The sequence below is a fragment of the Arthrobacter monumenti genome, assembly GCF_054511255.1.
On sequence record NZ_JBTNCY010000008.1, the window covers coordinates 16,408 to 34,325 of the forward strand.

Genomic DNA, 17,918 nt, shown 5'->3' on the forward strand with positions numbered 1-17,918 from the left:
AGCCTTTCTGTGTGCGTGGTTAGTGCTCGAGCGTGTTGTGGGCAAATGCGAGAGTAGCGAGGGATGCCGCTTGATCGGCGAGGACGGCGTCGTCGAACTGGACATGCGGAGAGTGATTGACTGCCGCGGTTTCCGGATCGATTCCCTTGGGAGTGGCCTGGAGCATGTAGAACGCGCCCGGAACTTCCTCCAGGACGCAGGAGAAGTCCTCCGAGCCCATGATGGGATTGTCCGCTTCCACCACTCGGTCCTCTCCGAACACGTCGGTGAGGGTGCGCAGCAGGTAGGCGGTTTCAGTGTCGTCGTTGATGGTCGGCCGGTACGTATTGGTCCACTCAATTTCTGCGGTGCATCCGTGGCCGGCCGCAATCGATTCGGCAAGTTCGGTGGCATAGAGCGGGAAGTCCCGGGTTGTTTCCGGCGAGAGCGTACGGACTGAGGCGCCCATCGAGGCCGACGGCGGGATGACGTTGATTGCCTCCCCTGCTGAGAGGTTGGTGATGGAGGCGACGACCGGATCGAACACGCTGAAACGCCGGGTCACCATGACTTGGAGGGCCTGGCAGAACTCGACGAGAGCCGGCACCGGATCCAGAGCCTTCTCAGGCTGTGAACCGTGGCCTCCCGCACCGTGGAAGACCACGCGTAGAACGTTGGCCCCTGCCAGCATGGTCCCGGGCCGTACCGTGAAGATTCCCTGTTCGCCGGGCATGACGTGCACGCCGAACGCGGCGTCGACGCGGGTTCCGGCTGCATCGAGGACACCTTCCTTGATCATTGGCTCTGCACCGCCAGGACCCTCTTCGCCCGGCTGGAACATGAAGACGACGTTGCCGCGCAGCTCGTCCTGGTGGGCAGACAGCAGCTTGGCCGCGCCCACCAGGCCCGCGGTGTGGAGGTCGTGTCCGCAGGCGTGCATGTATCGGTTGTTCGAGGCGTATTCGAGGTCGTTTTCCTCCGTGACCGGCAGTGCGTCCATGTCGCCGCGAAGAAGCACTGTTGGACCCGAAAGTGCTCCGCGGAGGACAGCGACGACCGACGTGAGCGACTCGCCTGTTGTGATTTCGACGGGCAGATTCTGGAGCGCCGCAAGGACCTGTGCCTGGGTTTTCGGCAGGTCATTGCCCAGTTCCGGATTCTGATGCAAATCGCGGCGGAGGGTGATGAGTTCTTCGGCGATACCCTGCGCCTCGCGGACAAAATCAACAGTCATGTTTATGCCTTTCGTCGGGTGAATAGATTCAATTACCGGTTTGCCAGGCCGATGATCGTGTCCAGCAGGACCTGCCCGCCGTTGGCGACGTCGTCCCAGCCCGTCTCCTCCTCGGGGCAGTGGCTGCGGCCACCGATGCTGGGCACAAAGATCATCCCGGTAGGAGCCACGGTGGCAATGTTCTGCGAGTCGTGTCCGGCGCCGGAATGGATCGGGATGTGGCTGAGACCGCGCTCTTTCGCTGCGGCGGCGATGATTCCCTGCACCTCCTCGTTCAGGGGCGCCGGTGGCACAGTTTGCTCGAAGTCGACGTCGACGTCGAGCCCGTACTCGGCGGCAATCGACTCTGCGCGGGCGACGAGCGAGGATTCCAGAGCGGCGATGCCCTCTCCCGTCGGCTCACGGAAGTCGACGGTCACGTGTGCGGCCTCGGGGACAACGTTGGCGCCACCCGGAACGAACGTGACCATTCCCGAAGTGACAACGGCGCGTTCACTGACACCGGCAGCGACATCGGGCAGTGAGGCCAGCAGAGCGCCGGCTGCCACGCCTGCGTCTTTCCGCGCTTTCATCGGCGTGGTGCCTGCGTGATCCGAGCGGCCGCGCAGGGTGATCGTGCCACCGCCGAGTGCCACGATGCCGGTCACGACTCCGATGTCGATTCTCTTTGCCTCGAGTGTGGGGCCCTGCTCGATGTGGAGTTCGACAGATGAGTCAATCGTGCCTTCCGGCAGCACCGCATTGGCGGCACGGTCAACATCCCCACCGGCGGCGGTGAAGGCGTCGACGAACCGGTCACCGTCACGGCCGGTCAACGCCTCGAGCTCGCTTCGCGAGAAGCCGCGGGTGATGGCACTGGAACCGAATAGATGCGCATAGTTGCCCTCCTCATCTGAGTACACGATGCACCTGACGGGACGGGCGAGAGCCAGCTCCTCCTCGTGGATGCGTCGCAGGCACTCCAGCGCGGCGATGGATCCCAACGCACCGTCGAAAGCACCGCCGTCGGGCACTGTGTCAATGTGGGAACCCGACCACACAGCGGGACGTGTGGGATCTGTGAGCTCATCTGCTACCGGCGACGACACTATGAGATTGCCGATGCCATCGATCGCGACCTCCAATCCCGCCTCCGCGCAACGGTCGAAGTACCACTCGCGGGCCGCAGCGTCTTCGGCGGAGAACGAGGTTCGGCTCAGTCCTCCTGACGGTCGGCGACCAATATTGCCGAGGTTGGTCAGGTCGGTCTTCAGCCGCTGTGCGTTGATCGGGGTCATCGAACATCCTCCAGGTTGAGTGGTCAGGTTTTCAAAGGTCCGAAATGTCGGTGTTGGCGCCGCAAAGAACGACGCCGACTTTCTCACCTTTGTGCGAGGAATAATCGCCTGCGCCTTGTACACCCGCCAGCGCAGTGGCTGCGGCATGCTCAACCGCGAGACGATGTTCGTCCCATAGCCCCTGCCGCGCCTTGGAAATGGCCTGATCAGGTACAAGAATCGAGAGCGTGTCCGTGTCCTGGGCAGCTGACAGCGCCAGGGCAGTTGCGCGCCGGGCTCCGAGCGAATCGGCCGCAATCGAGTCGACCGGAACATCAACTGGAGTGCCGGCCTCAATGGCAGCGTTGAGGGCTCTGCAGTTTTCGGGCTCCACCGCGATCGTCCGCACTCCATGGTGATGGGCGACGGCGGCGACACCCGAGAACAAGCCTCCGCCGCCGACTGCTACGACCACCGTGTCGAGGTGTGGAACGTGCGAGAGGAATTCCTCCATCACCGTGCCGGCGCCGGCCGCGATCAACGGATGGTCGTAGGCATGAGAAGCCAGCGCACCACTGTCAGCGGCGAATTCATCACAGGCAACACGCGCCTCGGCGTACTCCGCGCCGACGAGGCGGACGTCCGCGCCGTACCTGCGCAGTCGGTCCACTTTTACCGGCGGGGCGGTTGTCGGGAGAAAGATCGTGGCCGGGATGCCTTCATTCTGCGCCGCCCAAGCACACGCCAGTCCAGCGTTGCCACCCGATGCGATCGTGATGCCAGCTTCGGGGAGTATCCCAGCCTCCCGATTGGCCAGGATGAAGTTCTGTGCGCCTCTGGCTTTGAACGATCCGGTGTGCTGCATGAATTCCAAAGCGAAGTACATCTCGAACGGGTCGCCGTCGGAGTTCGCGGCCATGTCGGCTCTTGCGACCGGCACAGGCCGGACGTGGCCGGCGATCCGTTTCGCCGCCGCCTGCACGTCCGCGAATGTCACTTGTGACATAGCCCACCATCCTTGTCGGAACGAATCGGACTCTACATCGAGCTATATCCAATTGGAAATGTTAAACAACTGTGACGCTCCGATCAGCCGGGGATCGACGCGCTGATCAATCCCACAGTCCGCCCGAGCCGAAGGCTGCCGATCATCCGTGTCCCCTCCTCCAACGCAGCCAAGCACGGCGGGGCGATAGGTTGGACAGATGCCCCGCCTCAGCTCACCGACCGACGGCACGACTATCGCGTACGACGTTGCGGGTTCCGGCCCACCCGTCGTCATGCTGCACGGCTCCGCGCTGTCCAGGGCGATCTGGCGTGGCCTCGGCTACGTCACTGCGTTGCAGGATGAGTTCACGGTGGTGCGCGTGGATCTGCGCGGGCATGGGCTCAGCGGCAAGCCGCACGACGCCCGGGCTTACCGGATGGCGGCCATTACCCGTGACGTGGTGGCGGTCATGGACGACCTGCATTTACCTGACGCCCATATGGTCGGGTATTCAATGGGAGCCAGGGTCGGATTCGCACTCGCCGCAGCGGCGCCTGACCGGGCCCTGTCGCTGACCTCACTTGGTGGCACCTATCGTTCCCAGGCCGGCCAGATCGAAAAGGTGTTTTTCCCCGGGTATCTCGAGGCGCTCCGCACCGGCGGCATGCAGGCATTCGTCGACGGGCAGCAGCGGGACGGCTCCGACCTGGGCTCGTCCACACGTGCGGCATTCCTCGCCAACGATCCAAAAGCTATGGCCGCCTACTTTGAGCAGTCCGAGACCGAACCCGGCCTAAGCGAGAACAAACTCGAGTCGATGACACTGCCCACCCTGCTAATGGCAGGCACCGCGGACCAGCCCCGACATGACGATTCCGAGCGTGCAGCCAAGCTGATGCCGAATGCCCGATTCGTCCCGCTGCCCGGACGCGGCCACGGCAACACTCTGTTCCCCGCCGGGCCGGTGCTGGACGAACTGCTGCCATTCCTGCGGCGCGGCGGGCAGACGCAACCGACAGGCGGCAGAACCTAGTACCGCTAATACTGACGACGTTATGCGTTCTCGAGGTCCGCGATGACGATCTTCTTTTGACCCATCATGACTTGTACCTGCTCGGGCCGCTGCATGAGTTCTCCCATGTGGGCAGGGATGATCTGCCAGCTCACCCCGAACTTGTCTTTGCACCAGCCGCACTGTTCCGATTCGGGCACGTGGGAGAGGGCTGCCCAATAGTGGTCGATTTCCGCCTGGTCTGCGCACGATACGACGAAAGACACGGCCTCGTTAAAGGTGAATAACGGTCCGCCGTCGAGGCAGACAAAGTCCACTCCGTTGAGGGTGAACTCACCGTTGATCACTTTGCCGGCCATTCCGGTGAAGTGCTCGTCGAGTTTTTCGTCGGGATACTCGGTGATTCCGGTGATACGCGAGTTTGGAAACACACTGACGTAGTAGTCCATCGCCTCGCGTGCCTGGTCAGTGAACCATAGACACGGTTTGATGGGTGTGGGACCGGCCATTTCGAGCTCCCTTTTTTCGATCCATCTGGATGATTTCGCAGACTACGCCCACGGTGCATCGAAGGCAACAGGCGGTCACCCGCGCCAGAGGTTCTGGAGCAGGTGGCACTTCCGGTCACAATTGCTGTGCGCCAATCGTCAACTAAGTGAACACCAACACGAAGCAGGCGTTCGCCGAACTTCCCGAAGGCTGACCCGCATCGATTGCGGCCAGTGAGATGAAAGCGAGATTCCAATGAAAACCATCGTTCCCGGCGGAGTGGTACACGAACTGCCCGCAGACCTTCGCGACGCGCTGCTGGCCAACTCCACGGCGCTGGATATCTGGACGGGCCTCACGCCCCTGGCGCGCAACGAGTTCATCTGCTGGGTCGAAGATGCCAAGCAGCAGCAGACCCGCGAGCGCCGGATCCGCCGGACCCAGGAGGAACTGGAGGAAGGCAAGCGCCGCCCCTGCTGCTGGGCGGGATGCAAACATCGCGAACCCGGGCCAGGCAAAAGCCGGCAGTTCCAGCCTCAGTTCGATCTCGTAACAGCCAGCTAAAGAACGGCGACGACGTCGGCTGTTGGCACCCAGCCGGCGGCCGTCGTCGTTATCTAAATCGCGGTTAGGGCCTGGCCGGAATGACATAAGCAGTGTGGCTGAGTACTGGTTTCACCGTGCAGGCTCTGGCAGGATGATGACCAGGACGAGAACGCCGGAAAGTGTATGCCCATGACTGTGGAGCGTGAAAGACTCGCCACCCGCATCCGGGAAGAGTTGCAGGACGAACCCACCGTGCGCGAGGTGTCGATGTTCGGCGGAATTTCGTTCATGGTCAACGAAAAGATGGTGGTGGCCGCGGGAAAGGATGGCAGTCTCCTCGTCCACGTTGACCCCGACCGCCATGAAGAGTTGCTACAGCACCCTGGCTGCAGGCAGGCCGAGATGGGAAAGGGTCGAACCATGGGCCCTGGATGGCTGACCATCGAACCCGAGCCCCTGTCCGTCGCTGAACAACTCACCTTCTGGATCGAGCAGGGCATGCAGAACCTGGGACGAAGACAACGCAGCTAGATGGCCTTTCCCGGATTGAGAATGCCTTTGGGATCCAGCAAAGCGGCAGCGCCCCGAAAGACGCTGCCGCTTTTCGCACTGAGAATGGTTACTTCTCGATGGGGATGAAGCCGTCGCCGTAGTCGGTGGCGTAACCGATAGTCGGGTAGTGCGGGATGTCGTCCCAAGCGTCGGGATCGATTTCCTGCACTTCGCCGGTCGCCATGCCGAGCAGCAGTTCCTCCATGGCCAGTACGTTCTGGCGAATGCTCTTGCCACGTGCCTTCTGGCCCAGGCTGTAATCGGAAGAGTTGCCCGAGGTTTCGAAGAAGACCACCGGGTTGCTGTGTCCCTCTTCGTTCAGCCCCTGGTAGTTCAGGCCCAGCATCATGGCGGAGACGACACCGCCCTTGATGTCGATTTCCAGGTTGTTGTTCTCACCCACCTGGTAGCGGTCCATATTGATGAAGCCGTACTTCGACAGTTCCTGATACACGTAGCCCTGCATCTGCCTGGTCAGGACGTCGTAGGCACCCCCCTCGAGCTTGGGCAGCGTTGGTCCGCCGGGTGCCAGGGAGATCCCCAGTGACAGCGTGACGTCGTCGCCGGTTCCGTACTCCTGCTTCAGGCCCTGATGATGGATATCGATGCCGAAGTCGGGATCGACCATGGTCCAGTACTCGTAGAATGCGAGTGATTCGCTGGCCTTGAAGCCGCCCTCAACCCAGCCGCGGTTCAGGTCCACCCTCGTGCCATCTTCAGTGATGGTGTGGCGGATGTTCTTCTCGCTGCCGTCCGGGTTATACATCGGGATAAAGTGGATCGTGTACGCATCCCGGATCTGCTGGTACGTCTTGGAACCGTTGTTGCCCAGCTTGTTCAGCAGCGTGAGGATCGACTCTGTCCCGTAGGGCTCATTGCCGTGGATGCGGCCCTGGATCCAGACGTCCTCCTCGCCGGTGCCGACGGTGGCCACATACAGATCGCGGCCCTGTTCGCTCTTGTTGACCTCGGTGCCAGCCTCTTCAAGCGTGAAGACGTCGACGTCGTAGCGACCCTTGTCTTCCAGCTTGTTCAAAGCATCGATCATGCCGTCATAGGTCTGGATGCTTGCAGTGTTGGTGTTTCCCTCGGGTGAGGGGAAGTTTGCATCTGCCTGTGCAGGTGCCGTTGCCAGTAACGGCAGCGCCAATAGGGATGCTGCGCCCAGTGCCAGCGATTTCGTTCTGTGGACGCGGTGTTGTTCCTTGGATTTCAAGCGGAGACCTCCGGTGAGTGGTGTATACAAACCTGCGCTTCATTGTGAAGTACTTCACGCACAAGTTCTCCCAAGCTATACAGACGAATCTGTACTTTCAATGCGACTGTCCGCGCAATAGGCATTCAACGCCAGAGGAACACAATCAAGAGCACAACGTCCCGGTTATAGCCTTCGTGGCCGGCCGAATAGGGTGCGTACGCCCGGAGAATAGAGCACAGATTCGGGAGGACCCACGACGTCGATGCCGGCAGCTTCGAGCAAGCTGTCGTTAAGCTCGGTCAATCGTGCCGGGTGAAGCGGCCACGGCGTATGGGTATTGGGGATGAAATACGTCTGGCCTTGGAACCGGCTGTGCAGCCCAAACCGGGCGGTGAGGAAGACCGACAGGGCGTCGTTGGCGACGCGTCCCATATCCGCGGCCGCTGCGAACCTCGTCGCTGCTGCGCCACGGCGTCGTTGAACGGTGAATCCGTGTTCGGCGGCTCTCTCCCGGACATAGCTGCACCGGGACCACACGTACGGGATGCCGGCGGCGCGGGCAGCAAGAACGACCGCCAGCCTGGAGGCATCGAGGGTCTTGAACACCACTCCCCGCGTTCCGTCCGGCTCGCGCGAATACAAGCGGACATTGATCTCGTTGAAGTTGCCGAAATAAGGTACTGGCCCCAGACGTCCTAAACCGGCGCGGCGCATACGGAAGCCGATCAACCCGACCCACTCGCCGCCGTCGTAGACGTCCGGTTCCACTTCGGCGGGAAGCAGCGCTGCGGAGGTGCCGATCGGGATCCGCCAGTGGAGAAAGACCGCGTCCATCCAGCTTTGATCCATGATGGTGGGCTTGGGCAACGGCGGCGTTGCGGGCCAGGATTCAGTCATGGTGGGCAGAGCTTACCACCATGGATAGACGCCAGCGCTGCAGCAGCTAGCCGTCCAGTTCAGCCTCATCCAAGGCCTTGTCATTCAGGATCGGCATCAAACCCAGGAGGCCCAATATCAGCAGCCCCATGATGCCGAACATGATCTGCAGGCCGAACAGCTCCGCCAGCAGACCCCCGACTGCGGCGCCGAGCGGCATAGTCCCCCAGGCGACGAGCCGGTAGCCGCTGTTGACGCGTCCCAGCAGCCGGTCGGGCGTGATCCGCTGGCGCAGGGAAACCATGATGACGTTGGCGAGAACGATCTAGATGCCACCGATGAAGAAGGTGACGCCGATAATTTACGGATTACTGGTCAGCGCCGGCGCTCCGATCAGCGGGGCGCCGGCCAGAATGGTCAGGGCCAGTGAACGGGAACGGCCCAGGCGCTGCTCGACACGTTCCGCGACGAAGGACCCCACCAGGCTCCCCGCCGCCGTCGTAGTCAGCAGGATGCCGAAGGCTGCTTCGGACAACCCCATTGCGGAGGTGGGTCCGACGGCGAAGAGCACCAGCACTGCGAAGGCTGCGGTTGATGCGAAGTTGAATCCGCCGGTCATCACAGCCATCGTCCGCAGAATCCGGTGCCCCGCCAGGAAGCGCACGCCTTCCACGATGTCGGCGCGCATCGTCGTCGGTTCATCCCGGGCAATCCGGAAGTTTCCCCGCACCAACAACAGGACCCCAAGCGCACAGACCCACAACCCTGCCGGCGTCGCGAACGCTGCCGCCGCGCCAACCGCAGCCAGGAGTCCTCCCAGCGGCGGGCCGACAAACTGGTTCGCGGTCAGTTCGGCGGCATAGAGCCGGCCGTTGGCGCGCGAGAGCTGGTTGCGGTCGACAAGTTGGGGCAGGATCGATTGAGCAGAGGTGTCATACAGAGTCTCGGCAATTCCCATGCCCAGCGCTACCGCATACAGCACCCAAATAGAGCCAAGATCGACGACGACGGCGGCCACCAGCAGCCCGAGCATCACCGCGCGCAACGCATTCGCGCCGAGCATGATCCGCCGGCGGTCGAACCGGTCGGCGAGCGCGCCGGCGGGCAAGGCGAACACCAGCCACGGAAGCGTGAGGGCAAATGCAAGGCCCGCAATCAACGATGGCGACTGCGTGAATTGAATTGCGACCAGCGGCAAGGCGACCTTGAGTATTCCATCCGCCAGATTGGAGAGACCGGAGGCACCCCAGAGCCGCCAGTAGGGAGCGCCCAACCGCCCTGCAGCTTGTACCGCTTGGGTTGATTCGTCAGTGGATTCTCCGGTCATGAGTTTAGAATCTCACATCGATTGAGATTACTCAATGGATTGGCAATATTCCATTCCGAACTAAGATGGTTCCCATGACGGCACATTCTCCGGATACCGCAGATTCACCCGGCGCATCGGCTGACGCACAGGCTGACGCCACCCCGATGCGCCGTCCGGCCACGGTCGAGGAAGCCAAGGCGCTGGCGCATCCCCTGCGGCTGCGGGTTCTGCGGCTGTGCGCGCTGCACGACCTGACGAATAAGCAGCTCGCCGACCGGCTGGAGCAGGACCCCGGCACGGTGCTCTACCACGTCCGCCAACTGGTCAAGGCTGGCTTCCTGCAACAGGTTTCCGTACGCACCGGCGAGAGCGGAGCGCTGGAGAAGCCCTACCGGTCCACCAACAGATCGTGGTGGCTGAGCACTTCCCTCGACGACGCTGACCCGGACGCTTCACTGTCACCCATCGAGGCGTTTAGTGATGAGCTGCGCGAAGCCGGCCCGGAGTCGATCCAGACCTTCTCCCGGTTCGCGCTGCATCTTTCGGCCGAAGACGCAGAGGAGTTGGACCGGCGGATCGTCGCCGTATTGGACGAGTACGTTGCGACCGACCAGGACCGGCAGGACCAGCCCGTCCACGGTGGCATCTACGTCCTCCACCGATTGCGCGATTGACCTCCCACGCGGCATCGGGATCTCTGCGGGAACAGTGAACGTCCGTCGGCAGCCCCCTGCAGGAATAGCCGGTGGACGCTACTGGTTGCCGCGGGTATGAAGGTTATTGGTGTCACAGAGTTCGGAGGGCCGGACGCCCTCACCGCCGTCGAGCTTCCGGATCCGCATCCCGGCCCGGGCGAAGCGCGGATCAAGGTCGCGGCCGCTGCGGTGAACCCAACCGACACAGTGGTCCGCTCGGGCATCCGTGGTACCGGAGACCGCCAGCCGCCGTACATTCCTGGGATGGACGCGGCCGGAGTCATCGACGAAGTCGGCGAAGGCAGCAAATGGCAGGTCGGCGACGAAGTGATGGCCATCGCCCTGCCATTCGGCGAGCATCGGGGCGCTTACGTCGAGTACCTGATTGGCGACGACGCCTCAATGGCACGCGTCCCCGTCGGCATGGACGCCGTGACTGCGTCGACGCTGCCGATGAACGCTTTGACGGCCACGCAGATCCTGGAGAAGCTCGACCTGCAGCCCGGGCAGACCCTCGCGGTCACCGGTGCTGCCGGAATGCTGGGCAATTACCTCGTACAGCTGGCAAAGCATGCCGGACTGGTGGTGATCGCCGACGCCGCCGATAAGGACCGCGAGCTCGTCGAGTCTTTGGGCCCGGACCATATTGTCCCGCGCGGAGAAGACGTTGCCAGCCACATCCGGAAGATTTTCCCCGACGGAGTCGATGGTCTTGCCGATGCCGCGCTTCAGCGGGACGAGGCGGCTCCCGCAATCAACGACGACGGCGCGATGGCCATTGTGCGCGGATGGGACGGACGTCCCGGCCGGGGTATCACCCTGCACCAGGCCTCCGTGTTCGACGAGTACCGCTCCGGTGAAAAGCTGGACCGGATCCGCACCTTGGCAGAGGACGGAGTGCTGACCCCGCGGGTGGCGGCAACGCTGCCTGCCGACCAAGCCCCGGAGGCACACCGCCGCCTCGAAGCAGGCGGCGTCCGCGGCAGGATCGTGCTGACCTTCCCATAGGGAGCTTGGGTGCCGCTGCCTGGGTACCATCAGTATCAGTAGAAACTTTCGTCACTCTGGTGCTACGTTAGTCGCGGTAAAGCTGTACCCAAATGCACTGATATGAGACCACGAGGTCACGGGGGGCTCAGCGGGACAGCCGCCATGCCCCTGCCGAAGGCCGGCAGGCGCCCGCAGGGGAGCTCTCTACCTCATGACTAAACCTCGCACCCAGTCCATCGTCGGCCTTACCGGTCACGTCAAAGCCGTACTGTCCGCTTTCACAGCACTGAGCATCATCGTTGCGTCACTCCTGATGGCACCCGCCGCGTACGCCGCACCCACCGGGCCGCCCGAGCCGCGGCCGGTCGACGGTGCCCCTAAAACGCACCACCACTATGAACCGGGGAAAATTCCGGGAGTCGGGCGGCACAGCGGCCGCGACGGAGTTATGGAAGCCCGCACAATCCATCCGGCCGGTGACATCAACGTCACGTTGGTGCGGGCACAGCTTTATGACGACGCCGGAGACTACACATCAGTGTCCATGGCCCAGGCTCTGCAGGCGATCGATGTCGCGGACGATTATTGGTCCGATATGTCCAACGGCCGGATTTCCATTGCCGTGGGGGAAACCCTGCCCCGGTTTAGAACCGCAGCCAAGGCAAGCTGGAACTACTGGGACATCATGGACCAGATCACCAAAGAGCTGGGCTGGACCTACGAAGAAGGCGAGGCTCTGGTGGTCTTCCTCCCCCAAAACCTGCTCTCCAGCGGAGCATACGGTGCTGGCTGGACGACGGACGGCGTATCGGGACGCATCCTGATGCCACGTCCCAGCAGCTACAGCCTGAGCGACAGCGTCCTGGCACACGAATTCGGCCACCTTTTTGGTCTGGGCCATGCGAACGCTCTGACCTGTAACGATGGTGCGTCGGACACCTCCGACTATGCCGGATGCTGGATCCGGGAGTACGGAGACACCACAGATTTGATGGGAACCTCGCAACTGTATCGGCCCACCATCAGCGCCAGCTTTTGGGACATCGCCGGATTCGGATCCGGCCAGGACATCCGCAATGTCGGCGTCGCCTCGGGTTCGAAGACCTATACGCTGCTTCCATGGGGCGGGGAAAAGGACTACCGCGCCATCAAATTCACCGATCCGGTCAGCGAGGAAAGCTACTACTTGGAATTACGTCAGCCGGTCGACCAGGATCAATACCTTTCTGACTATACGGAGAGACTCAACCGGGGTGTGAAGATCACCCAAGCCCCTTGGTCAGGACCAGATCAGCTGCCTGACTCCATCATCCTGGAACCTAATACAGAACCGTTTGAAAGTTACTACAGCTCCGAGCATGCCTGGCAGGAGGGTTCGACATTTGAAACTCATGCCGGAACGGAGGTGAAAATCAGCGACATTGGCACCGGCTCGGCCAAGGTCACGATTACAGCACCTGGCGCGCAGGAACCCGAGGACCCGTTCACGGACGTCGACTCGGATACGAAGTACCAGCAGCAAATCCTCTGGGCCTACGACAACAACATCACCAACGGGTACGACGACGGCACTTTCCGTCCGTATGAGCCCATCAACCGTGATGCTATGGCAGCCTTCCTCTACCGGATGGCAGGAGAACCGGCATACAACCCGCCTGCCACCTCACCATTCGAGGACTACCCCACCAACGGAAAATTCTATAAGGAAATAACCTGGCTCGAGGAAACCGGCATCACCAACGGGTACGACGACGGCACCTTCCGCCCGCATGAACCTATCAACCGTGACGCTATGGCAGCCTTCCTCTACCGGATGGCAGGAGAACCGGCATACAACCCGCCTGCCACCTCACCATTCGAGGACTACCCCACCAATGAAAAATTCTATAAGGAAATAACCTGGCTCGAGGAAATGGACATCACCACAGGCTGGCCCGATGGCACATACCGCCCGCTCGAACCGATCAACCGCGACGCCATGGTCACCTTCCTCTGGCGCTTCGATAAGCAGTTCTAACCAGCCCACGACAAACATGGTGCCGGTGTTCGGTGTGCCCGCAGGCTAACCGAACACCGGCACCGGTTGTATCATGAGTACGACGCCGGGTTACTCAGTAACCTCGAAGGTGACAGTGTCGGTGTACTCCCGTCCGTAGACATCGGTCGCCGTGACCTCGGCGGTGTGCTCGCCGACAGCCAGGTCGTTGGGCAACTCCAGCCGCCACAGGTGCATCATCCGGTCGGCCGGGCCGCCGCCATGGACGAGCTGCTCCTGGATGGCCACCGGATCGGACCACTCGGCGCCGATCAGCTGACCCTCGCCCTGCATCTTCTGGGTCCGGACCGCCTCGGTGATTCCGGCGTCGTCGATCTCTACTTGGACCGTTGATCCGGTGCTTCCCATCCAGAAGTTGGTGGTCAGCCAGGTGTCGTTGGCCAGAGCTTCCTGGCTGACCGTCAGCGGATCGGTGAACTCCGGAGCGGAGCCTTGGTTATCGATGTTCTCTGCGTACCAGGCGCGGTAGCGCGGAGTGTTCAAACCCAGTGCCATTTGCAGCGATTCGTCCTGGCCGCGGACGGTGAAGCGCTCCTGGAATTCAGTGTTCATAATGTCCAGCGTCAGGACGCCGGGAAGGGCGCCGTCGCGCTGGACTGCCTTGGGGTAGCCTTCGGGCAGCATCCGGCCCGAGTACCAGTCGCCGGAGATGGCACCCGCCGTGATGTGGGTGAACGGCAGACCTTCGACGCCGAACAGTTCGGACCAGCCTGCCAGCGAGTCGCCTTCCCGCAGGTTTTCGATGCTGTGGGTATGGCCGCCAAGGGCCACGACCTCGCGGCCTTCAAGGATTTCGTAAATCTCCTTGACCTGATCCACCTGGTGCTGTGCCATGCCCTGGTCCGCGAAGTCCAGCAGCGGGATATGCGTGGCCAGGACGATCAGCCGGTTCTCCGGCACCTGGGCGATGTCGTTGCGCAGCCATTCCAGCTGCTTCTCACCCACGGCACCGTTGTAGCCGCCGCCCGGCATCGGGTAATCGACGGTGTTGAGTGCGACGACGTGTGCCTTGCCCGCGTTGTAGGAGTAGTACTCGGGGCCGAGCTTGGCACGGAAGGTGTCGAACGCGTGCTCGCTGCTGGCGGCGTCGAGGTCCATGTCGTGGTTGCCCGGCAGGAACCGCGCGGGGCCGTTGAGCATGCTGGTCAGTTCGCGGGTCTGCGGATACAGCGAAAGATTATCGCCGACGACGTCGCCAATAAACAGGGCGCCGCACCCTGCGTAGTCGGTGCGGGCCGCCAGATCGGTGAAGGCGCCGCGGGCGGCGAATCCGACCTGCTCCTGGGTGTAGGTCTGGATGTCGCCGCCGATCAGGCAGTGCTGCTCAGGAGACTGGGTCAGCGAGCTCTTGGCCAGCGGAAAGTTCACGGCATCGGGCAGCGGACCGGTCGGGGCGATGCCGCCGTAACTCAGATCCGGAGAGCCCTCCGGCAGGTGGTGGTAAAAGAACTGGGCGACGTTATCGCCGTCGACCGGCACCTGATAACCGCGCGGCTGGGTGACGAAGACGGTCATGTTCTCGAAGGCTGGCAACTCGTAGCGGCCCTGACTGTCAGTGGTCACCGTCCCGCGGCCGTTGGATACGGTTACGCCACCAATGCCACGCTCGTTGGGATCCTGAACAGAGTCCCGATCCTTGTCGTCGAAGACTGTACCGTCGAGAGTCTGCTGGTCGTCGTCCGGCCCCTCGACGACGTCGACCCCGCCGCGGTAGGCAGTGGCCGGCCAATCGCCGTCGGCGGGGGCAGTTTCCGGTTGCGCTGTAGCGGCAGGGGCAAGCAGCGTAGCTGCGAAGGTGAGCGCCAGCGTACCGGCGGTCAGGTAAATGGGTCGGGCAGATCGTGCTCTGGACGGTCTGGCTGAGGGGTTCAAGCTATACCTCCGGATGAGAGAAGTGGCGGCCCTTTTGACGCGCCAATGACACCGTCGCAGGCACAGGTGTACGGCGATCGACCGGGAGGTAAGCGGGATTGGAAGCAGCCGTAGCATCTGCCGAACTCATGATGAATAGCCGGGCACGGGGCAGTAAACGACTGAATGACGGTGCCGACTGCTATAACTATTACCTAGGCACAGATGCATCGATGACTGACAGCAGATCGTCAACGGTTGGGGGAAACAACCGGTATCGGCGCCGTTCCAACCGACACTCGTACTTTAAATGGGGATCTTCCACAATGCCGCACAATGAACTTCAGCCGCCGTCCTACGCGTCCACGACCGGGCAGTATGACGAGGAGCCGCCCACCACGGAACTTCCAGTGGTGGAACCGGCTGGCCCGGGCACCTCGGATTCCGGTGAGGTGCCGACGAAAGTTTGCCGGCGCTGCAGTGTGCAGAGCCGGACAGAGGGGAACTTCTGCCCTCATTGCGCCGCCCCTTACAGCAAGCCGGTGAGGTCGAAGAAGCGCAAACGACTCGTCCTGGCGTTGATAGCTTTACTCGTTCTGGGTGGCATCGGAACCGGCGCAGGCCTCGTGGTGCAGCACAATAATGAGGTTGCGGCCCAGGAAGCCGCAGCCGAAAAGCGTGCCGCCGAAGCGGCCGCGGCGGAACAGCGTGAGGAGGAGGCCGCTTCGGAAGCCGAGGCGGAAGCTGCTGCGGCGAAGGAAGCCCAGGAGGCGGAAGACGAAGCCGAACGCACCTACCGCGCCCTCGTCGTGACCAGCCTCGAGGAGTCAATCCTTGAGGACGCGAAGGAACGCGTCACTGCAGGAACTCTCACGGGGCCGATCCTGGAAGCGTCCTGTACGCCCATGGCCGGCGGCTCGACGGATGACCTGACGGCGCTGACTGGTAGCTACGACTGCATCGCCGTCAATGAGAAACTCGATGATGGCACCGCATCGGGCTACCGCTTCTCGGCTACGACCAACTGGGACGACGCCAGCTATTCCTGGCACCTGGGAAGCTGACCCACACACCTCTGTTGCAGATGCCGTCTGCAACAGTGTGTTTCTCCGTGCACGGCTCTGGCGGGTCTATGCGCTCTGTGCTAAACCGGAAGTGCGTTGACCAATCGTCCTGCATGGTTCGGAAGGAACACTGTGATGGCCACTTATAAGATCGGTTATTTCGTCGGGAGCCTGGCCTCTGGCTCCATCAACCGCACCCTCTCCGAAGCGCTGATCAAGGTCGCTCCCGAAGGGCTCGAATTCAACGAGATCCCCATCAAGGACCTTCCGCTCTACAGCTCGGACTACGACGCCGACTACCCGGCTGAAGGCCGCAGCTTGAAGAAGGCGGTCGAGGCATCCGACGGGATATTGTTCGTCTCCCCGGAATACAACAGGTCCATTCCCGGCGCCCTGAAGAATGCTATCGACTGGGGATCACGCCCGTGGGGTGCCAACTCGTTCGCCCGCAAACCGACCGGCATCATTGGCGCCTCTCCCGGTGGGATCGGGACCGCCGTCATGCAGTCCTCCATGCGCAGCGTCCTGAGCTTCCTCGACGCCCCTCAGCTCAACGCTCCGGAAGCTTACATCCAGTTCAAACCGGATGTCTTCGGCGACAACGGCGAGGTCAAGAACGAGGACACGAAAGCCTTCCTGAGCCACTTCATGGACGAGTATTGCGCATTCGTTCAGCGCGTCCTTGCGGCCACGGCACCGGGACACATCGGGGACGAAGACCCCAACTCACGGAAGTGACCCGACGGACGGCAAGGCACCTGCATGAGCAACATTGAAGTAGCCCCTCGGGAAATACTGTGCGAGGCGGAGGACAATCCGGATGGCTTGGAAGTTCTGGTTCCGAGGGATGTTCCACTCGGTGGCCCGCGGGCCATGGATGTGCGCCGCACGCTCCCCCAACGCCAGCGCAGCCTGATTGGCGCCTGGTGCTTCCTGGACCATTACGGTCCGGACCGGGTTGGCGATACCGGCGGTATGCGTGTGCCCAGGCATCCGCATACCGGACTGCAGACGGTCAGCTGGCTGTTCACCGGGGAGGTCGAGCACCGGGACTCGGCCGGCTACCACGCCATGGTGGTGCCGGGAGAGGTGAATCTGATGACCGCCGGGCGCGGCATCAGCCACTCGGAGTTCTCCACCCCGGAGACGGATGTCCTTCACGGTGCGCAGCTGTGGCTCGCCCTGCCTGACAAAGTCCGGCACATGGAACCGACCTTCGAACATTACCGCCCCGAACCGGTAACCGGGGACGGCTGGACCATGCGCGTTTTCATGGGATCGCTGGCCGGGTCCACTTCACCGATCATCACCCATATACCCCTGCTCGGAGCGGAAATCCTGCTTGAGGCCGGCGCGACAATGACGGTTGAGACGGATCCGGCGTTCGAGCACGGCGTGCTGGTGGACACGGGTGCGCCGGAGGTGGACCACCATGCCGTCCCGAAGGATCACCTCGCTTACCTGCCCGTCGGGCGTTCTTCCATTACCTTGGCTGCTGGTGACGAGCCGGTACGGGCGATGCTCATCGGCGGAGAGCCTATGGGCGAGCACATCGTGATGTGGTGGAACTTCGTCGGGCGCAGCCATGAAGAAGTCGTCGAGTATCGCGCCCAGTGGCAGACGGAGATCGGCGTCGACGGCACTGCGGAAGAACGAGTCGACGCACTTGGGCATCCGCAGTTCGGCACTTTCCCCGAAGGGGAACCGGCAGCACTGCCGGCCCCGGTCCTGCCGAACGTCCGGATCCGTCCCAGGGGCTGACGCGCCGCAGCCTGCCCCGCCGTCGTCGTCGTTCCTGACGTGGCGCACCTCACCGCTCAACA

At 62.5% G+C, this 17,918-nt stretch carries 18 protein-coding genes; 9 read left to right on the forward strand and 9 right to left on the reverse strand.

The window, feature by feature from the left end:
- Positions 1–19 precede the first annotated feature (19 nt).
- The 3 genes from ACX80B_RS13020 to ACX80B_RS13030 are packed head-to-tail and all read right to left on the reverse strand — an operon-like array spanning position 20 to position 3,475.
- Positions 20–1,213 carry a M20 metallopeptidase family protein gene (locus ACX80B_RS13020; RefSeq protein WP_459296803.1) on the reverse strand — a complete coding sequence of 398 codons (1,194 nt, stop codon included), beginning with the start codon at positions 1,211–1,213 and terminating at the stop codon, positions 20–22.
- Between the two features lie 32 nt (positions 1,214–1,245).
- On the reverse strand, positions 1,246–2,490 hold the full coding sequence (locus ACX80B_RS13025) for an allantoate amidohydrolase (protein ID WP_459296805.1): 1,245 nt from the start codon (positions 2,488–2,490) through the stop codon (positions 1,246–1,248).
- A gap of 31 nt (positions 2,491–2,521) precedes the next feature.
- Positions 2,522–3,475 carry a threonine/serine dehydratase gene (locus ACX80B_RS13030; RefSeq protein ID WP_459296807.1) on the reverse strand — a complete coding sequence of 318 codons (954 nt, stop codon included), beginning with the start codon at positions 3,473–3,475 and terminating at the stop codon, positions 2,522–2,524.
- A gap of 199 nt (positions 3,476–3,674) precedes the next feature.
- Between ACX80B_RS13030 and ACX80B_RS13035 the strand changes: the two genes are divergently transcribed.
- On the forward strand, positions 3,675–4,490 hold the full coding sequence (locus ACX80B_RS13035; protein ID WP_459296809.1) for an alpha/beta fold hydrolase: 816 nt from the start codon (positions 3,675–3,677) through the stop codon (positions 4,488–4,490).
- Between the two features lie 20 nt (positions 4,491–4,510).
- Here ACX80B_RS13035 and ACX80B_RS13040 read toward each other — a convergent pair whose 3' ends face one another.
- Positions 4,511–4,978, reverse strand: a complete 468-nt coding sequence (locus tag ACX80B_RS13040) for a VOC family protein (protein WP_459296811.1) — start codon at positions 4,976–4,978, stop codon at positions 4,511–4,513.
- Between the two features lie 235 nt (positions 4,979–5,213).
- On the opposite strand from ACX80B_RS13040, the gene ACX80B_RS13045 reads away from it, so the two are divergent.
- Positions 5,214–5,522, forward strand: a complete 309-nt coding sequence (locus ACX80B_RS13045) for a YdeI/OmpD-associated family protein (RefSeq protein WP_459296813.1) — start codon at positions 5,214–5,216, stop codon at positions 5,520–5,522.
- Positions 5,523–5,693: 171 nt separating this feature from the next.
- Positions 5,694–6,035: a TfoX/Sxy family protein gene (locus ACX80B_RS13050; protein WP_459296815.1), complete on the forward strand. Its 342-nt coding sequence runs from the start codon at positions 5,694–5,696 to the stop codon at positions 6,033–6,035.
- A gap of 88 nt (positions 6,036–6,123) precedes the next feature.
- Here ACX80B_RS13050 and ACX80B_RS13055 read toward each other — a convergent pair whose 3' ends face one another.
- From ACX80B_RS13055 to ACX80B_RS13070, 4 genes are all read right to left on the reverse strand, one after another.
- Positions 6,124–7,272: a M14 family zinc carboxypeptidase gene (locus tag ACX80B_RS13055; RefSeq protein WP_459296817.1), complete on the reverse strand. Its 1,149-nt coding sequence runs from the start codon at positions 7,270–7,272 to the stop codon at positions 6,124–6,126.
- Between the two features lie 165 nt (positions 7,273–7,437).
- On the reverse strand, positions 7,438–8,151 hold the full coding sequence (locus ACX80B_RS13060) for a YqjF family protein (RefSeq protein WP_459296819.1): 714 nt from the start codon (positions 8,149–8,151) through the stop codon (positions 7,438–7,440).
- Positions 8,152–8,197: 46 nt separating this feature from the next.
- Positions 8,198–8,434 carry a hypothetical protein gene (locus ACX80B_RS13065; RefSeq protein WP_459296821.1) on the reverse strand — a complete coding sequence of 79 codons (237 nt, stop codon included), beginning with the start codon at positions 8,432–8,434 and terminating at the stop codon, positions 8,198–8,200.
- Between the two features lie 57 nt (positions 8,435–8,491).
- On the reverse strand, positions 8,492–9,457 hold the full coding sequence (locus tag ACX80B_RS13070; protein ID WP_459296823.1) for an MFS transporter: 966 nt from the start codon (positions 9,455–9,457) through the stop codon (positions 8,492–8,494).
- A 74-nt stretch (positions 9,458–9,531) separates the two neighbouring features.
- On the opposite strand from ACX80B_RS13070, the gene ACX80B_RS13075 reads away from it, so the two are divergent.
- The 3 genes from ACX80B_RS13075 (at position 9,532) to ACX80B_RS13085 (ending at position 13,141) form a co-directional block, all read left to right on the forward strand.
- Positions 9,532–10,113, forward strand: coding sequence for an ArsR/SmtB family transcription factor (locus tag ACX80B_RS13075; protein ID WP_459296825.1), 582 nt, complete (start codon positions 9,532–9,534; stop codon positions 10,111–10,113).
- Between the two features lie 96 nt (positions 10,114–10,209).
- Positions 10,210–11,142, forward strand: a complete 933-nt coding sequence (locus ACX80B_RS13080; RefSeq protein WP_459296827.1) for a quinone oxidoreductase family protein — start codon at positions 10,210–10,212, stop codon at positions 11,140–11,142.
- Between the two features lie 193 nt (positions 11,143–11,335).
- Entirely contained in the window at positions 11,336–13,141 is a 1,806-nt protein-coding gene (locus ACX80B_RS13085) for an S-layer homology domain-containing protein (protein WP_459296829.1), read from the forward strand.
- Positions 13,142–13,231: 90 nt separating this feature from the next.
- Here the strand turns inward: ACX80B_RS13085 and ACX80B_RS13090 are convergent, their stop codons facing one another.
- Positions 13,232–15,052, reverse strand: a complete 1,821-nt coding sequence (locus tag ACX80B_RS13090; protein ID WP_459296831.1) for a calcineurin-like phosphoesterase C-terminal domain-containing protein — start codon at positions 15,050–15,052, stop codon at positions 13,232–13,234.
- Positions 15,053–15,357: 305 nt separating this feature from the next.
- Between ACX80B_RS13090 and ACX80B_RS13095 the strand changes: the two genes are divergently transcribed.
- The 3 genes from ACX80B_RS13095 (at position 15,358) to ACX80B_RS13105 (ending at position 17,856) form a co-directional block, all read left to right on the forward strand.
- Positions 15,358–16,095, forward strand: coding sequence for a hypothetical protein (locus ACX80B_RS13095; protein ID WP_459296833.1), 738 nt, complete (start codon positions 15,358–15,360; stop codon positions 16,093–16,095).
- Between the two features lie 135 nt (positions 16,096–16,230).
- Positions 16,231–16,833, forward strand: coding sequence for an NADPH-dependent FMN reductase (locus tag ACX80B_RS13100; protein ID WP_459296835.1), 603 nt, complete (start codon positions 16,231–16,233; stop codon positions 16,831–16,833).
- 24 nt (positions 16,834–16,857) lie between these two features.
- The gene (locus tag ACX80B_RS13105; protein ID WP_459296837.1) at positions 16,858–17,856 is read left to right on the forward strand and encodes a pirin family protein; all 999 of its coding nucleotides are present in this window, start codon (positions 16,858–16,860) and stop codon (positions 17,854–17,856) included.
- The last annotated feature ends 62 nt before the right edge of the window (positions 17,857–17,918 follow it).

What these genes read in the sequence shown, in the direction of transcription:
- ACX80B_RS13020 (WP_459296803.1), bottom strand. Translation starts at nt 1,213, where the DNA reads ATGACTGTTGATTTTGTCCGCGAGGCGCAGGGTATCGCCGAAGAACTC.
- ACX80B_RS13025 (WP_459296805.1), bottom strand. Translation starts at nt 2,490, where the DNA reads ATGACCCCGATCAACGCACAGCGGCTGAAGACCGACCTGACCAACCTC.
- ACX80B_RS13030 (WP_459296807.1), bottom strand. Translation starts at nt 3,475, where the DNA reads ATGTCACAAGTGACATTCGCGGACGTGCAGGCGGCGGCGAAACGGATC.
- ACX80B_RS13035 (WP_459296809.1), top strand. Translation starts at nt 3,675, where the DNA reads ATGCCCCGCCTCAGCTCACCGACCGACGGCACGACTATCGCGTACGAC.
- ACX80B_RS13040 (WP_459296811.1), bottom strand. Translation starts at nt 4,978, where the DNA reads ATGGCCGGTCCCACACCCATCAAACCGTGTCTATGGTTCACTGACCAG.
- ACX80B_RS13045 (WP_459296813.1), top strand. Translation starts at nt 5,214, where the DNA reads ATGAAAACCATCGTTCCCGGCGGAGTGGTACACGAACTGCCCGCAGAC.
- ACX80B_RS13050 (WP_459296815.1), top strand. Translation starts at nt 5,694, where the DNA reads ATGACTGTGGAGCGTGAAAGACTCGCCACCCGCATCCGGGAAGAGTTG.
- ACX80B_RS13060 (WP_459296819.1), bottom strand. Translation starts at nt 8,151, where the DNA reads ATGACTGAATCCTGGCCCGCAACGCCGCCGTTGCCCAAGCCCACCATC.
- ACX80B_RS13065 (WP_459296821.1), bottom strand. Translation starts at nt 8,434, where the DNA reads ATGGTTTCCCTGCGCCAGCGGATCACGCCCGACCGGCTGCTGGGACGC.
- ACX80B_RS13070 (WP_459296823.1), bottom strand. Translation starts at nt 9,457, where the DNA reads ATGACCGGAGAATCCACTGACGAATCAACCCAAGCGGTACAAGCTGCA.
- ACX80B_RS13075 (WP_459296825.1), top strand. Translation starts at nt 9,532, where the DNA reads ATGACGGCACATTCTCCGGATACCGCAGATTCACCCGGCGCATCGGCT.
- ACX80B_RS13080 (WP_459296827.1), top strand. Translation starts at nt 10,210, where the DNA reads ATGAAGGTTATTGGTGTCACAGAGTTCGGAGGGCCGGACGCCCTCACC.
- ACX80B_RS13085 (WP_459296829.1), top strand. Translation starts at nt 11,336, where the DNA reads ATGACTAAACCTCGCACCCAGTCCATCGTCGGCCTTACCGGTCACGTC.
- ACX80B_RS13095 (WP_459296833.1), top strand. Translation starts at nt 15,358, where the DNA reads ATGCCGCACAATGAACTTCAGCCGCCGTCCTACGCGTCCACGACCGGG.
- ACX80B_RS13100 (WP_459296835.1), top strand. Translation starts at nt 16,231, where the DNA reads ATGGCCACTTATAAGATCGGTTATTTCGTCGGGAGCCTGGCCTCTGGC.
- ACX80B_RS13105 (WP_459296837.1), top strand. Translation starts at nt 16,858, where the DNA reads ATGAGCAACATTGAAGTAGCCCCTCGGGAAATACTGTGCGAGGCGGAG.